The sequence below is a fragment of the Methanosarcina sp. 2.H.A.1B.4 genome (assembly GCF_000979385.1).
In the GTDB taxonomy this organism is placed as follows: domain Archaea; phylum Halobacteriota; class Methanosarcinia; order Methanosarcinales; family Methanosarcinaceae; genus Methanosarcina.
This window is the reverse complement of record NZ_JJOV01000002.1, coordinates 93,777-109,594: the sequence shown is the minus strand read 5'-3', so window position 1 is coordinate 109,594 and position 15,818 is coordinate 93,777. Positions and strand designations below refer to the sequence as shown.

11 protein-coding genes are annotated in these 15,818 nt (G+C 43.1%); 6 read left to right on the top strand and 5 right to left on the bottom strand.

What is annotated here, in order from left to right:
* Positions 1-35: 35 nt before the first annotated feature.
* Positions 36-1,661 (top strand): methylamine methyltransferase corrinoid protein reductive activase, encoded by a 1,626-nt coding sequence (locus EO92_RS00575; RefSeq protein ID WP_048168694.1) that lies wholly within the window; start codon positions 36-38, stop codon positions 1,659-1,661.
* 1,837 nt (positions 1,662-3,498) lie between these two features.
* On the opposite strand, the gene purB is transcribed toward EO92_RS00575, so the two are convergent.
* Positions 3,499-4,845: an adenylosuccinate lyase gene (gene purB / locus EO92_RS00570; RefSeq protein ID WP_048168757.1), complete on the bottom strand. Its 1,347-nt coding sequence runs from the start codon at positions 4,843-4,845 to the stop codon at positions 3,499-3,501.
* A gap of 556 nt (positions 4,846-5,401) precedes the next feature.
* Between purB and EO92_RS00565 the strand changes: the two genes are divergently transcribed.
* From EO92_RS00565 to EO92_RS00550, 4 genes are all read left to right on the top strand, one after another.
* The gene (locus tag EO92_RS00565) at positions 5,402-5,551 is read left to right on the top strand and encodes a 50S ribosomal protein L40e (protein ID WP_048168693.1); all 150 of its coding nucleotides are present in this window, start codon (positions 5,402-5,404) and stop codon (positions 5,549-5,551) included.
* Positions 5,552-5,557: 6 nt separating this feature from the next.
* Positions 5,558-6,301 (top strand): geranylgeranylglyceryl/heptaprenylglyceryl phosphate synthase, encoded by a 744-nt coding sequence (locus EO92_RS00560; RefSeq protein ID WP_048134019.1) that lies wholly within the window; start codon positions 5,558-5,560, stop codon positions 6,299-6,301.
* A 235-nt stretch (positions 6,302-6,536) separates the two neighbouring features.
* Complete coding sequence (locus EO92_RS00555; protein ID WP_369793101.1) at positions 6,537-6,827, top strand: MTH865 family protein; 291 nt, start codon at positions 6,537-6,539, stop codon at positions 6,825-6,827.
* 512 nt (positions 6,828-7,339) lie between these two features.
* Entirely contained in the window at positions 7,340-9,076 is a 1,737-nt protein-coding gene (locus EO92_RS00550) for an ABC transporter ATP-binding protein (RefSeq protein ID WP_048168756.1), read from the top strand.
* A gap of 171 nt (positions 9,077-9,247) precedes the next feature.
* On the opposite strand, the gene EO92_RS00545 is transcribed toward EO92_RS00550, so the two are convergent.
* The 3 genes from EO92_RS00545 to EO92_RS00535 form a co-directional block, all read right to left on the bottom strand.
* The gene (locus EO92_RS00545) at positions 9,248-9,985 is read right to left on the bottom strand and encodes a flavodoxin family protein (protein WP_048168691.1); all 738 of its coding nucleotides are present in this window, start codon (positions 9,983-9,985) and stop codon (positions 9,248-9,250) included.
* Positions 9,986-10,128: 143 nt separating this feature from the next.
* Positions 10,129-10,767: a flavin reductase family protein gene (locus EO92_RS00540; RefSeq protein ID WP_048168690.1), complete on the bottom strand. Its 639-nt coding sequence runs from the start codon at positions 10,765-10,767 to the stop codon at positions 10,129-10,131.
* Between the two features lie 253 nt (positions 10,768-11,020).
* The gene (locus tag EO92_RS00535) at positions 11,021-12,235 is read right to left on the bottom strand and encodes an ABC transporter permease (protein WP_048168755.1); all 1,215 of its coding nucleotides are present in this window, start codon (positions 12,233-12,235) and stop codon (positions 11,021-11,023) included.
* Between the two features lie 590 nt (positions 12,236-12,825).
* Between EO92_RS00535 and EO92_RS00530 the strand changes: the two genes are divergently transcribed.
* Positions 12,826-14,166, top strand: coding sequence for an ATP-binding protein (locus EO92_RS00530; RefSeq protein ID WP_369793100.1), 1,341 nt, complete (start codon positions 12,826-12,828; stop codon positions 14,164-14,166).
* A 390-nt stretch (positions 14,167-14,556) separates the two neighbouring features.
* Here the strand turns inward: EO92_RS00530 and EO92_RS00525 are convergent, their stop codons facing one another.
* On the bottom strand, positions 14,557-15,813 hold the full coding sequence (locus EO92_RS00525; RefSeq protein WP_048168688.1) for a COG1361 S-layer family protein: 1,257 nt from the start codon (positions 15,811-15,813) through the stop codon (positions 14,557-14,559).
* Between the last annotated feature and the right edge of the window lie 5 nt (positions 15,814-15,818).

Genomic DNA, 15,818 nt, shown 5'->3' with positions numbered 1-15,818 from the left:
ACACCCTGCAAAATAAATCCACTAGGGGAGTTTGTATGAGATATGGAGTTGCAATTGACCTGGGGACAAGTGGGTATCGGGCTCAGAAGATTGACCTTGATACTCAGGAAATTAAAAGGACAGTAATAACATTGAGAAATCCCCTTCCCGGAGCGAATGTGATGGATCACATGGACTTCGCAATTCACTATGGTCAGGATCTTGCGCACGGACTTTCCGTAAATGCGGTAAAGACCCTTCTCCAGACCCTTGATGTGCAAAGCGGAGAACTTGACAGACTTTCAATCTGCGGAAACCCTATTCAGTTATCCATTTTTCAGGGAATCAGCATTGAAGATCTGGCTTATGCAGGGGAACGGAAGAAAAAAAAGTACAATATACAGGAACAGAACAGGAATGCGAGAATAATATCCAGCAGCGAAATTTCGGGGCTTGAGGAATTTAACTGTGAAGTTGTAGTCCCTCCTGCAATAAAACATGAAGTTGGAGCCGATGCCCTTGCCCTTATTATTAAATCGGGCATGCTTAACAGCGATGAGATTTCGATTGCAACGGATTACGGGACAAATGCCGAGATGGCGCTCAAAGTAAAAGATATTATTTATACAGGCTCAGCAGCTGCAGGCCCGGCTCTTGAAGGGCAGCAGATAAAGCATGGGACCCTTGCTTCCCCCTTTGCAATTTCGGATTTTGAATTCGAGGATGGAGCATTGAGGAATTATGTATTAAACGAAGAGATGAAACCTTATCCCGGAGATCTTGTAGACCCCAAAACCGGAGAAATTCTTGAAGAGGGGCAGATCAAAGCAAGAGGAATTACGGGTACAGGAGTGATCGCCCTTATAGAAAAAGCCATGGGCCACGGCCTGGTTGAACTCCCAAAAATCAAGACTCCGGACGAACTAATTCACCTGCAGAACAAAATCACTTTCTCGGAAAAAGACCTCAAAGAAGCCGGAAAAGCCATTGGTGCAATCAGGGCGGGGCACATTACTCTCTGTGCGGTTTCAGGTATCGAACTGACAGATATTGAGACCGCGTATATGGCAGGCGCTGCCGGCACATATATGGATGCGGAAAAAGCCCAGAAAATTGGCTTGATCCCTTTCTCTACAGGAAAAATTGCCCAGCTCGGGAACACCTCTCTTGCTGTTGCAAGGGAAATCCTGCTTTCGGAAGAAAGGCTGTGGGAACTTCAGGATATTGCAAGTCAGATTATAGGCACTCACACAATGTTTGCGACTGCTCCGGAGTTCCGGGATGCCTATGTCCTTGAACTTGCGTATTGGGAAGAGGGAATGCCCTTTAAGATGTTTAAGAAATTCCTTAAAAAGAAAGGGCTTCCGTCACTTGATGAGCCCATAGGTAACCCTGTGGTAGATAAGCGCGTGGAAAGAGATATTCCTGTACTTGGTGAAGAAGGTCTGTATGTGCTCGAAAGGGTCGGGACCTATATGACAATGGTTGTTGACTGTCCCGAGTGCAGGCAGTGCATAAAAGTCTGCCCCAACGACGCCATCACAATTGACGAGGAAAACAGGGTTATGATAAGTACCGATCTCTGCGAAGGTTCACACTGCCAGAAATGTATAAGATCCTGCCCACCTGACAAATTTAACTGGGAGAATTTAGAGGTCTTCAAACCACAGCAACAGGAGTAAGCTTAATCTGATTGTCAATGGATCAGCACTTAGGTACTTATAATATCGAAAAATGTTATTATACAATTCACACTCAATAATTAATTCGAGTGATGACGATGGGCGAATCCATCTTAAGATATTTAAAAGTACCGTTCAGCATTACTCTGGTCTTTATGTATGGCTTAGCAGAATTTACCTGAATATTTAGGGATAAACAGGTAAACAAATAAGAACACAATCTGAAATAAATACTATTTGAACCTCAAAAAGGGCAGAATAAGCAAGAGAAATAAGAGGACCCGTTTGTGAAAAGAACCCGTTTGTGAGAAGAACCCGTTTGTGAAAAGAACTATTTTGTGAATTCAATGTAAAAGTGAGGAGCAACCTTTTTACAAAAAAGGAGTTTTGGGCGGTTGTGTACACAATGAACACAAATTATATAAATAACCTCATCATAACGAATTATTGAGGCATCTAATCCACTTTCACACCATAAATCATCTACCACATCTAGCCCAATTAGGTTTTTAAGTTACGCAACGCAGTTTTTTAGATGCCTCATTACCCAAATAACGCAAAGCTAACTGGGATAGAAAATCATCATATATAACCTTTTATATTCAATGTTTAAAATACTAATCTGATTTGCGATCTCATCTAGCAGAATAAGTGTATTTTGTACAGAATATTGTACAGAATAAAGCATTAAAGCTCCTGATAATTCAAAAGCTTTAATATCTCTACACAAAATATTTCTCTTTTTATTTCGGTGCATTCAGGTCAGGGCATCAGGAGTACGACTCATTATTCGTGAATACTGTATCTATTTTCTCTACTATACTCATCAGGGTTTAGTTTTTATAATTATATTGGGTTGTAGCTTTGTTTTTTGAGGCAAAAAATTCTATATTCTAAAGCTGAATGAGTATAAATCCTGACATGTAGAGATTTTAATCGAAAATAGATCGGAAATAAGCCCGATAGAAAGAACATCTACGCTTTACCTATACTTTGAATGATACCTGTAAAGGCTGAGATTTTAAATGATATGCAGTCTTGCTGAATAATATTGGAAAGACGCTGAAAAGGGTGAAGGGGAGAATGAATTATTTAGGAAGAGTCAGGGGTAAAACTAGCACAAATTTTATAAATAACCTCTACATAGGAGTTAATGAGGCATCTAATCCACTTTCACACAGTAAATCATCTACCACATCTAGCCCAAATAGATTTTTAAGTTACGCAACGCCTATTTTTTAGATGCCTCAATCACCCAATTTGAATGAAACTTTTGATAACGTCTTCTATTAATAATAGAGTTTCTCAGATATAAATATTTATATTTAACTCTATCTATAATTATACCGGGTATTTAGGAGCGTTGAAGGCTAATCTCCGTCATTTCAATGGCGGGATACAGCCGTCAACTGTATTTATTTCGGTATGTTGTGATATTTTTCTTCTTTTTCCTCATCCTATGTCATATTGTCGTTTTTTCCAGCAGCATAATAGGCTCAAGTATGTCAGTTAGACTTTGCTCTTAAATCTAAGTATGAGATTCTGTAGGGAAGTCCTGCATGTGAAACTTTGAACAGTGTTGCGAGACAAGAATCATAATTGCTCCATGGCGGTATAGCATCGGTTGTGATATCGTAGATGCCTGCAAATTTATTCGCTGGAGAAGTCACTTGTTTGTAGAAGTAGGTGCCTGATAAATACAGATTCCAGAAGGAAAACACAGACAATAAACCTCAGTACACAAACATGTTCTTTTATAGATGGATAAAAAAGGGAAATATAAGGAAAAAGGAAATAAAAGGAAAAAGGAAATAAAAGGAAAAAGGAAAGGAAGAGGTCAGAGGGAATAAGCTTCACGAAGTTTTACAACGAGCGCTTCGACCTGTTCCACTGCTGTTCCTATATACTTATCAGGGTTTACGAGGTTCTCAATATCTCCTACACTCAGGTACCTTGAAACAGCAGGAGTATCCAGAAGTACCTGTTTGAAATGCTGGCCTGTATCATGGGCTTCCATAGCTGCATTCCGGACAAGTTCATGGGCTTCCTGCCTGCCTACACCTCTTTTTGCAAGTTCTATCATTACAGCTTCGCCCATATTCAGGCCTCTTAGCAGATCCAGGTTCCTGCGGATATTTTCTGGATAGAACCTGAGATTCTCAAGCACACTGATCCCAAGTTTAATGATATGGTCCGTAAGTACACAGGCTTCCGGGAAGACAACCCGTTCACAGGAAGAATTTGTAAGGTCCCTTTCGTCCCAGAGGGTATTGTTAAGAAGTTCAGGCTCAACCATTGCTCTTACGATCCGTGCAAGCCCGCAGATCTGCTCGGACTTTATGGGGTTGCGCTTGTGAGGCATGGTAGATGAACCGACCTGCTTTTTCCCGAAGCTCTCCTCAATCTCGGCGATTTCACTGCGCTGAAGAGTCCTGATTTCTATGCCGATCTTGTCCAGAGTCGTAACAGTATTTGCCATCCACATAACAAACTCGGCATGCCTGTCCCTCTGGATTATCTGGTTTGATACATCCACAGCCCCGATTCCGAGGTGCTGCATTGTAAGTTTTTGGATCAGGATTCCGGATTTTCCAAAAGCTGCCTGAGTCCCGACAGCTCCGGTCATCTGCCCTACGGTAGCTCTCGGAGTCAGCTCGTATAAGCGGTCCAGCTGCCTTGAAATCTCGGAAGCCCAGATTGCAAAACGGAGCCCATATGTTGTGGGAACGCCGATCTGTCCATGTGTCCTTCCGCAGCAAACCGTGTTCTTGTGGGCTTCTGCCTGGTTTACCAGAACCCTGAGCAGGATTTTGAGTTTATCTTCCAGTATATCGATTGCGTCCTTTATCTGGAGAGCTGTTGCTGTGTCAAGGATGTCGTTTGAAGTAGCTCCGAAATGGACCCACTTTCCTGCATCGTCTCTGCACTGCTCGGAAATCGCAACAACAACCGCCATCATGTCGTGGTGAATCTCGGCTTCGATTTCGTCAACTCTTTCAGCTTTTACAGAGGTAATGCATTCGGAGATGACCTCAGCCGCTTCTGCGGGGATAAGTCCCATATCCGCTTCTGCCCGGGCAAGGGCTGCCTCGGTCTGTAAGATCCTAGCAAGTCTGTTTTCCTGACTCCATACGTATTTCATTTCTGCTGTACCGTACCGGTATTCTATAGGATGAATAGCCACATCAATCACCTTACTGGAATCGGGAATTTTATTTAATCCCGGATCTACTTTAAGCCTTAATTGTTCTTAGTTTTTTAATAGTCTGAATTTTAGTATTTTTTCCTGAATAACCTTAAACTAAATTATCCTTTAGGCTAAATTATCCTTAGCCTAAATTATCCTTAGCCTAAATAATTCCTGGCAGTATGGAGTTTCAATATTCACTTCACAAATATCATATAAACCTGCTAACCGGTAGTCTAATATTTCAGTTACTGCCGGAACTGCAAATATTAACAATACCACTGATGTCAATAATTCTAGTATCATTACTGTTCCGCAGCCGTTAACTTCAGCTTGCAGAGTACGGAATAAACAACAGAACCAATAAATAAACTTTGAGTCTGCAGGATCGAACAAAATCGGGGCATGTGAATGAGAAGAGAATAGGCGAAAAGAAAGGGTTGCAAATTCAGCAGGTAGCGTAATTTTTTAATGAAAAACATTATATGCCTTAACATCCTTTAAGCGGGCTATCTACCGTATCAATAATAAAAAATAATAGCAGGTGACAAAAATGGCTCGTTTTCCAGAAGCAGAAGATAGATTATTAAACAAAAAAATCTGCATGAAGTGTAATGCCAGAAACGCTGTAAAGGCAACCCGCTGCAGAAAATGCGGCTACGGTGCTCTTCGCGTGAAATCTAAGGAATCCAAGGGAGCATGATCTTTTTTGCAGGTGGAAGCACACCTCCAGAAAATTATTGAACAGGACGGAAAAGTTCATCTTACCCTTATCGACCCGGCGTCCCAGACGCCCGAACGAGCCGCCGAAATTGCTCTTGCAGCAGTTGAAGGAGGCACAGATGCCATCCTGATAGGGGGCTCAACCGGAGCGTCGGGAACCCTATTAGATGAAACTGTAATAAAGATTAAAGAAAAGGTAAATGTCCCCACCATCCTTTTCCCGGGAAGTTCAGCAGGGCTCAGCAGGTATGCAGATGCCGTATTTTTCATGAGCCTCCTGAATTCCAGAGACTTAGGGTATGTGATTACAAACCAGGTGCTTGGAGCTCCGCTTGTATACAGAAGCCAGATTGAGCCAATCTCCATGGCATACCTTGTGGTCGAACCCGGAGGCACTGTTGGTTGGGTAGGGGACGCAAAACTGATCCCCAGGAAGAAACCTGAAATTGCTGCGGTCTATGCCCTTGCAGGCAAATATCTTGGCATGCACTATACCTACCTGGAAGCAGGATCCGGAGCCGATACGCCTATAAACCCCGAAATGATAGGGGCTGTCAAACACGTACTCGGAGAAAACAAACTTATTGTTGGCGGCGGGATCAGAGACGCAAAAACCGCAAAGCTCTGTGCTTCTGCAGGTGCGGACATGATTGTCACCGGCACGATTGTTGAAGAAGTAAAGGACGTAACTGCAAAGGTGGCTGAGATTGTATCTGCCATCAAAACCTGAACTCTTATAAAAGTTCTCACGGGTTTGCTGCCTGCTTTTCGGCAATCAAAAAGATTCATTTTATTATTTTACTATTTACTTTTTACTTTTTTGAGTTTCGTTTTTAGAGAGCTTTAGCTGTCTCGACTTCCTGCTCTCTCCGGCTGAGTGAATGAAATAGTATTCGGCAGTTCAGTCACGGTGCAGATTAAGTATAATAGCGATGACCTGCCAATAAAAACCGGGGGCCTGGTCTCTGAATAAAGGCCAGAACCAGCAGAAGAAAGGACAAAATAGGAGGAATAATCTGGACGTAAGAGAAGAAGTCCATGAACAGATTCTGGAAATCCTTACAGATGCAAAATTTCCAATAAACACGCTGGAGGAATTAATTGCTGCTTTGCCCGAGGGGCTGGACACCACATGCATGATAGGCGGCACTGAAGTCACGGCAGCAGAGGCGAGAAGCCTGATTACTGAAAAGGACTTTCCATTCAAAGATGCAAAACACGTAGCAGATCTCCTGGTTGAAAGAGCAGGGCTCTAAATTTGATTTATTCTTTTACAAGGATTTCAATATCGTCGGTGGAGAAACCAGCCTGTGAAGCTTCAGGCTGAAATTATTTTTTAGCTCCAGAGAATGCCTGAACTCTCCTAAAAAGGTATTAAAACTGCTCTGAAAGTTGCCTGCTCAAAAGTTGTCTATACACACTGGGATACCTGCTGCATTACAGGACTTCACTTATAATGTAACCCTTACTTATACCGAAACTTTTTATTTCTGAAACCGTTTTTATACTTAGAAACTATCCTAATGCTTAACTTTCTGGAATCTGTAACAGCATCAATTTACAGGCAGCCGATTGTAATAAATAGTTTTAAAGGTAATATCTCACTCCTATTTTAGTATCATTCTCCTGTTAACACAAAATGTTCTATTAATATGATAGGGTCCGAAGAAGGCATGTTCAGAGCAGACAACTCTTCGTGCAGCGAATACAAAGTCTGCAGAACTCCGGAGGACCCTTTAACTTGCAATAAACACTAAGAGGTATGATTATGATCAGGATTTCCAATCTGGTAAAGGATTATGAGGTACGTTCCGACAAAATAAGAGTATTGGACCATATCGACCTCACGGTGAAGGACGGAGAGATTCTCGGAATTACAGGTCGAAGCGGAAGCGGGAAATCGACCCTGCTCCGCATTATCCGGGGAGTTGAGCCCTTCGATGAAGGAACTGTGGAAGTTGATGGGGAAACTGTGAGCCATGATTCAGGGATTGAAGGAGTAAATTTCCTGAAAAGCGTTACCGCGATCCACCTCCAGCGAAATTTTGGACTCTGGAACGGTCCTGCAATAGAAAACATCATAAGGAAACTGAATTACCTCCGAATAGGGCATGAAGCCCTTCCGCACAACGAGACTGAAGTTTATGACGATCTCTTTGCCGAGGCGATGGAGTACATGAAACTTGTGGGCCTGGAACACAAAGCCCTTCACTCTACCAATCTCCTCAGCGGAGGGGAAAAGCAAAGAGTTGTAATGGCAAGACAGCTTGCTGCAAAGCCCAAAGTCCTTCTCCTGGACGAGCCTGTAACAATGACGGGACCTGATACAAAGCAGGAAGTCCTTGATGTGATAAAGGGCCTGAAAGAGAAACTGAATATCCCGATTATAGTGGTCTCCCATCTTCCTGAAATCCACGCCTATCTTGCAGACAGGCTTATATTCCTCGAAAACGGAAAAATCGCAGCTGATGGAGAACCTACCTGGGTTCTTAAAAACTTCCTTAGAGACCTGAAACCCAGGAAAGAGCTCCCAGAGCCCGGGAATAAGGAAGCCTGCATAAAAGTAAGGAATATTTCAAAACGCTATTCTCTTATCAGGATGGGGGAAGTCCTCAATATCAAAGACTTCTCTCTGGATGTTTATGGGGGAGAGATTCTGGCATTTATCGGTCCGTCAGGAGCCGGAAAGACAACCATTATGAAATTAATGGAAGGGCTGGTCAAGCCAAAAAGCGGGTCTGTCGAGTATTTATGCAGCGGGGACTGGGTGGATGTTACCGAGTATAGTGAGAAGCGCATGGAACTCCGGCGGATCATGAGCGTTATGAACCAGGAGTTCTCAATGTCCGTAAACTCCACTGTAAGGGAACAGATCCGCTTCAGGCTGAGCATGAAAAAACAGGGTGCAATTGAATATGCGAGAAATAAAGCCAGGGAAATGGGACTTTCGGATGAGACTCTGGATACTATCTACCGCCTGCCCGATATGCCTGAAGAGGAAAAGACTACCGCACTCAGGGAGCTGAACCTCAATGACACGGTTTACTTTGAACTCTTCCCCACAATTCCGATAACTGATGTCGATACCTATGCAAAGCCGGTATTCGAAGCCCTTGATCTGCCAATGGAAGTCCTTGACAAAACTCCTTACCAGATAAGCGGGGGAGAACATGTCAGGGCGTTTATTGCCCTGAGCCTTGCAACCTCTCCCGAATACCTTATGCTTGACGAACCTTTCGGAGACCTCGACCCTGTAACCCTCAGGGACGTGACAAATTCATTAAAAAGGATCAATGAACGCTTCGGCACGACTATTGTACTCGTGAGCCATCACATGGACTTTGTCCGGGAAGTTGCCCACAGGGCGGTATTAATCGAAAACGGAGCCCTTGTAATGGATGGAAAGTCGATTGAAGTCTCCCGGGAACTGATCAATAGGAGCAATGCCCCTTACATGGAGCACAGCCTGGAAGACCTCATTGAAGGCAACTTAGAAAGCCAGTAATTTAAGAGTCTGCTCAAGACTCTTTTTCTTATTTTATTTCGGCATTTCCAATTGAGTTCCTCTTCTTCAGATTGTCTGCCAATTGAGTTCCTCTTCTTCAGATTGTCTGCCAATTGAGTTCTTCTTCTTCAGATTGTCTTAAAAATTGGGGCAGATAAAAACACATTATATTTATGCCTTCTTTTTTTTATATTCTTCTCGAAGTTTGTCCCACTCATCGTTTCCGAATTTTATGTACAGGCTCGGAGGTACGATTTGTTTCTCAAGATCTTTAACTGTTTTCTCAGAAAGTTCCTGATTTTCAATAACCTCTTTTCCGGCGGAGATGAGCAGCTTTTTGTATTTTCCTATCAGCGGTTTTAGAATGATATTGTTTTTGCCCCTGAATATTTCCCCTTCTCCCCTGTAGATTTCTGCAATCAGTTCTGTGTGAAAAGTTCTTGCTAGCCGCCTGAAATAAAGGCGTTCGACCTCAAAATTTGTTTGTCCGGGCAGCCCTGCATTCGAAATCACAACGAATTTCGGATACTTCTCGTAACGCTTAGAGTGCCTGTATTCCCCCATTGCATCCTCTTCAAAGTGGGGCAAAAGGGCAGGAGTAAGTCTATCTATGAATTTTTTCATTATGGAAGGGACATTATCAAAATATACGGGGCATGCAAAGACTACGATATCCGAAGCCATAAATCTGGGAAACAAATCATCCATATCATCGCGAATGGTACACCGTCCGGGTGTCTTGAGCCAGCACTCAAATTTCCCCCTACAGTGCCTGATATCCTTCTCGGCAAGGATTATATTTTCAGTTTCTGCCCCGGCTTCTTCTGCTCCTTTCAGAAATTCCTCAACCATGATGAGCGTATTTCCTTCTCTACCTTTATGGCTCCCGCTGAACACTGTTACTTTCATATAACAACCCCCTGTTACTCTCCATTAAATTAAAACTGATGAGCCGTCTCTTCTCCGGCTCAGAATCTTCCGAATCCTTTGAATCCCCCGAATCCTCCGAATCCTTCGAATTCCCCGAATCCTTAAATCGTTTTCAAAATCCTTTATCTGCACCCGTAAAGAGATCCTTCTTTCGACCTACCAGTTTCGTTTCTGTCCTCATTAATGTTTTCACTAAACTTTTTTCCCACGCACCATGCTTTTCCCAGATGCTTTCCGATTCCCCAGTAGTTATTGTCGTACATTGAAAAAACAATGGGTTCAATCTTTTCTATATCAGGAACTCCATTACAGAGATACCGTTCTTCTGCATAACTTTCCACAATCTCCCCGATGAAAACCTCGTTATTCCCGCCGAAGTCAAGGGTTTCCACGAGCCGACATTCAAGGTTTACAGGGCATTCCCGGATCATTGGAGCTTTTTCGAGCTTTCCGTAGAAAGTTTTGAAGATACCTGATTTGTCTACCTTTTTCCCGGAAACTATGCCACAGTAGTCTGTAGCTTCAACTATGTATCTGGAAGGAATATTCACGCTGAAGCAATCGTTTTCCCTGATTCCTTCATTTGTATAGTGCATTTTTCCCAGGGTAACTGCGATCATAGGGGGACTTGCCTGAACAATTCCGCAAAAAGCAATTGTCAGGTAGTTTGGCTTTCCTTTCACATCGGCACCCACGAGGGTAGTGGGCATAGGATAAAGAAAACTCCTGGCTCCGATGGCTTTCTTCTCTCCGATTTCCATCCTTTCATCCTCCTCAGAGGTTAAGTAAATTGAAATTCTCCAGGGATGTAATTAGTATTCCGGTTTTGAGCGATATCTTGATAGATATATAATTCATCGAAATATAAATGCCCTGCGAGATTTTGAAATGGAACCCGGTGGTTAGGGGAAAAAGGAATTGAAAACGATTCAGTGGGACAGAGGTACAAAAAAGGAAGTTTGCAAGCAGGAAACACGATGGGCTGGTGTGAACAATAGCACACCTGTTAGTCGTTTATTCATGCCTCAAAGCATCTACAGGAACCAATTTTGCGGCCTTGCTTGCGGGATAAACCCCTGCGGCAACGCCCACAACTATAGCAACTATGAGGCCTGCCACAAAAATGTAAGGGGAATAAAGGAAGGGAAGGTTAAGGAGGTTTGTGGCGGCATAAGCCCCTCCTACTCCCACTCCTACTCCAAGGAGACCTCCGAAGAGGCTGATGATAATGGATTCTATGAGAAAGAGCAGAAGAATATCAGTGCTTGAAAAGCCAAGTGCCTTCATGATCCCTATTTCCCTGGTGCGCTCAGTAACTGTTACAAGCATGATGTTCATTATTCCTATCGAGCCCACAAGCAGGGAGATAAGAGCTACTGCAACAAGGAAATTTCTCAGGGTATCAGCAAGCTGGTTTGTTTGCTCAAGGACATCCGCCTGATTGAAAATCCGGTAGGGCTTCGCGTCTTCATCGTTGATATCCCTTGAAGATACTCCAAAGTTCCGGGCAAGCCGCTTATCCACCTCGTCCGAGACTTCTACCACTTTCTCGATGTTGTCGGACATGGCAAAAAAGGCCGAGAAATCATCTTCTTCTAGCATCTGGTTGATGGTTGAAACTGGGATAAAGATGCTCACATCCCTATCGATCCCCCCTCCGACGAAAGATGTAGCAGGGCTTTTAATGATGCCTTTCACCTTGAACTTCCGGGTCACCTTCCTGCCCCCTTCAAGACGCAGGGTAATGTCTATAGAACTGCGGGTGGATATGTTCCTATCAAATTTTTCGTTTGCAACTTTGGACCCGATTGCTGCAGAAAACGCGTCCTGGTCACTTATGAAACTGCCGCTTTCCATAATGATATTGGCAGTATCCTCATAGTCTCCAGTTACTCCCGCGATGTCTATATTTTTTTTCTGGGAGAAGGAGGTTACCACCCCAAGCTGCTGTTTTATGGGAGAAACCCCGCTGATGCCGGGAGTTTTTTTGATTATTTGAAGCTCATTGTTGTAAAAAAGGTTAGGTTCCTGGCTGTAAATAATAATAAAATTGGAACCCTGGGCATTTATCTCCTCTTCAAAAAAAACATTGAAGCTCTCCCCAAGAGAGACGTTCGCCACCACCGCAGCAATCCCTATGATAATGCCAAGGGTAGTCAGGCCTGAGCGGAGCTTTGCACTCGCTATGCTCCCAAGAGATATACCGATAGCTTGCCTTACCTTCAGCATACATCCTCCCATTTTAGAGTTCCGGGCTTCTTAAGCTCTGAATCCTCTTTTCGACAGGTATGGGGAGATTAAGGGTCTTCAGCCCTCAGGCAGTCCATTGAGGATCAATTTCTACAAAACCCAGCAGATATTAATGTACAATATTCCCCTGTAAATATTAATGTACAATATATCCCCGTAAATATTAATGTACAATATTCCCCTGTAAATATTAATGTACAAATATATAATAAATCATTGTTGGAAGAAATAGGGGTTTCGATGGGTACTCTGCTCTAAGGTACTCATGTAACACAGGCGTTAAAAACAGAACAAACTTCCAAACATTACAAATTAGCACATTTCTTATATATGCTGATGTTATATGATAAGAAATATAAGCATATGTATGAAATACTGAAAGTTAAAAAGAAATAAAAGATAAATAAATATCATTTTGATCATTTTATAAACATTTTCTAAACACTTTAAACTAGATTTTGAGTGCTGAATGTTATCATTTATACCTCCACCGCCTCTGCTTCATGCCCCATTCAAACCTTGACTGTGCGCTGAAAGATGCACTATTGTAAACACATGGAGGGGGAAAGATTCTGACAAAAAATACTGACAAATACCCCGAACTTTTTTCAAGCATTCCACAGAGCTCACAGCTCTCCGCCGTATATCGTGATCTCGAAGAACTGGCAGAACTACATGTTGCCTATTTTAAACAAGGGATTGAAAGGGGAGATCACTGCCTCTGGACCGTCCCGGATTCGCTTTCAGCCGAAAGAGCAAAAAATGAACTTGAGAAGGCAGGAGTGGATGTCGGGAAATACATCACTTCATCTCAATTAGAGATTTTACCAACCGGCACACTTTCGGAAAGTATCCTCCTGCTTGAATCTGCAGTAAAAGAACTCATGGGGGCGGGGAATGAAAACGCCCTTTCCGAAGATTTTCCTGGATTCCGAACGAATATCGGTGTTATGGGGGCCGGAAGCTCCTTCAAAACCTGCTTTGAAGGGTTAGAAAAGATCCTTGAAGAGATCAGTCAGGGTAATAGAGTAAATCTCACATTTCTCTGCACTTTCCCGCTTGAAGAATTGTCAGGCAGCGCACTTCTTGAGCTGGTGGAGGAAAAGGGCGTTCTCGTTAAAAGAAAAGGCAAATGGGAATATCTGGTGAATACATGCAACTTAAACGGGCACAAAGAACTGGAAATCACCCTTCTCAAAGCAAAAAATGATGCTGAAGCTACAAACAGGGCAAAAAACAGTTTCATAATGAATATGAGCCATGAGCTTCGGACTCCTCTCAATTCAGTAATAGGCTTTTCTGACCTGCTGCTGGAAGGAGCTTTCGGGCCCATGAATACAAAACAAGCAAAGTACGTCAACAATATCCTGATAAGCGGGAAAAGCCTGCTGGAGATTATTAACAACTTGCTTGACATCTCAAGGCTTGAAGCCGGTGAAAAGACCCTCAAATATGAGGACGTGGATGTTGCAAGCCTCATAGGGGAAGTGAGAATGAGCCTCCTTTCGCCTGCTTCGGTTAAGAAGATCACTGTTGAACTGAAGATAGATCCTTCTGTGGGAAATGTTCGGGCTGATATTACAAAATTCAGGCAGATCCTGTACAACCTGGTCAGCAACGCCATAAAGTTTACTCCAGCAAAAGGAAAGGTCATCATCAGTGCCTGCAAAAAAGAAGGAGTTCTTGAGGTCAAGGTTTCGGATAATGGAATAGGGCTTTCAAAGGAGAGTCACGAAAAGATATTTATGCCCTTTACACAGGCAGATTCTTCTGCAGCCCGCGGGTACGGTGGAGCCGGTCTTGGGTTATATATTGTCAGAAACTTTGTAGATCTTCACGGCGGGAAGATCTGGATCGACTCAGAGATCGACAAAGGAAGTACGTTTACCTTCACCCTTCCGGCAGAATAGGAAAATACCTCTCTCCCGGAGAATAAAACGAAAAAAGCAAACTCTTCCCTTAAAGGAAAAAAATCGAAAAAAATGGGCTCGGCACCTGAACCTGAAAATTGAAATTAGAATACAAGCTACTTAATAAGCGAATTGAAATTAAAAAATCCTGCAAAAAGAAGCCGGGTCCAGCGGAAGATACCTGCCATAAAAAAATTGATCGAAGCTGGTTCAGGGATACACTGGGCGTTTCCGCAATAATCTCCTTTATGAGCCAGGGGTTGTAAAGGCAGTGAACAATCTGGCACTGCCTATACTTCCGATGGATCAAAAAAGATAGATTTGAACTTCTATCTTCTTATCGCCTCTAACATATCCGATTTAAGGATTATTCAGGGATCTCCAGAGCACTCATTTGTTTTTCTGCTGCTTTTTTCTGTAAATCAGTACACCGGCCGCGATAACGGCGACAAGCAGGATACCGGCTACAATCGTACCTGAACTGGCTCCCTGATTTTCCTCAACCTGCTGAATCTGGAGATTGCTTACCAGATTTTCGTGTTTGTTTATGCCATTGCCGTAACTTGCAGAAAGGCTAAGATTTATCGGTTCAGAGGTTCCCCCTATGTTTTCCGGAGATGGGTCTGCTACAGCATCAAACTCTATTGTGAAAAGCTCATCAGCATCCATGGGGCCGATGAAATATTCGGCAGGGTAAAATTTCACCCCTTCAGCTTCAGGTCTGATGCTTACGGAGTTAAACTCATTAGGATGGGTATTTGCCACATCAAACTCGAGAGTAGCTTCGCCATTTACCAGTCTGAGGGCCTTTGAAGGGATCACCTTTACATTAGAAGAGTCAACTTCAAGTGGAATGTTCTTCCGGCTGTTGTAGTCAAAAGAGTTGCCCTCAATTGCAAGTTCAAGGTTGTGAGTTCCCTCATTTGCATCTTCAGAAACCATAACGTTAAATGTCAGTTTGATGCTATCCCCTGGACCAAGAAGCCCCATTTCTCCGTAGGGAGCCTCAAGAACAACTATTCCCTCAGACAGCGGTCTCAAAACTGCAGCCTGGATTCTCGCATTGGTATCATAGTCTTTTCCATCAATGGTGACAGTAGGAGTTGTTGCGGTATTGCTGAGGGTCACTGTAACAGTACCCCTATCTCCAGGCATGAAAGCTTCAGGGTAAGAGATCACCTCTTTGAGTTCCAGAGTACCTTTGCTGTCAAAGGTTTCAGTCCCTATCCTTATATCAAAAGTTTTCTCACTCCAGGGGCTGGTTTTATCGATCCTTGTACGGATGTCAATTGACCGGATTCCCTTCTGAGCATTCTTGTCCACGAAAAGGTGAAACTCTTTGGATGCAAATTTGTTGGGAGCAAGAGCCCCTATATTCTGTACTGCGTTTGCCTGGGAATCAAGGGAAAAGGGATATTCAGGGACTATTTCAATATCAACATTTTCTGCCCTGTCTCTACCTACGTTTTCTACCTGAACTGTCAGGTCAAGATACTCCCCTATTTTAGCAGGGTAAGGGTTTGTTTCAACTATTGTAACTTTCAGGTTTGCACTTGCAGTCGCAGCAGAAGCAGGTGCTGCAAAAATAAATGAAACTAAAAGTAGAAATATAACAACAAAAGTAATTGGGTTTTTCAGTCCTGTCATTTTAA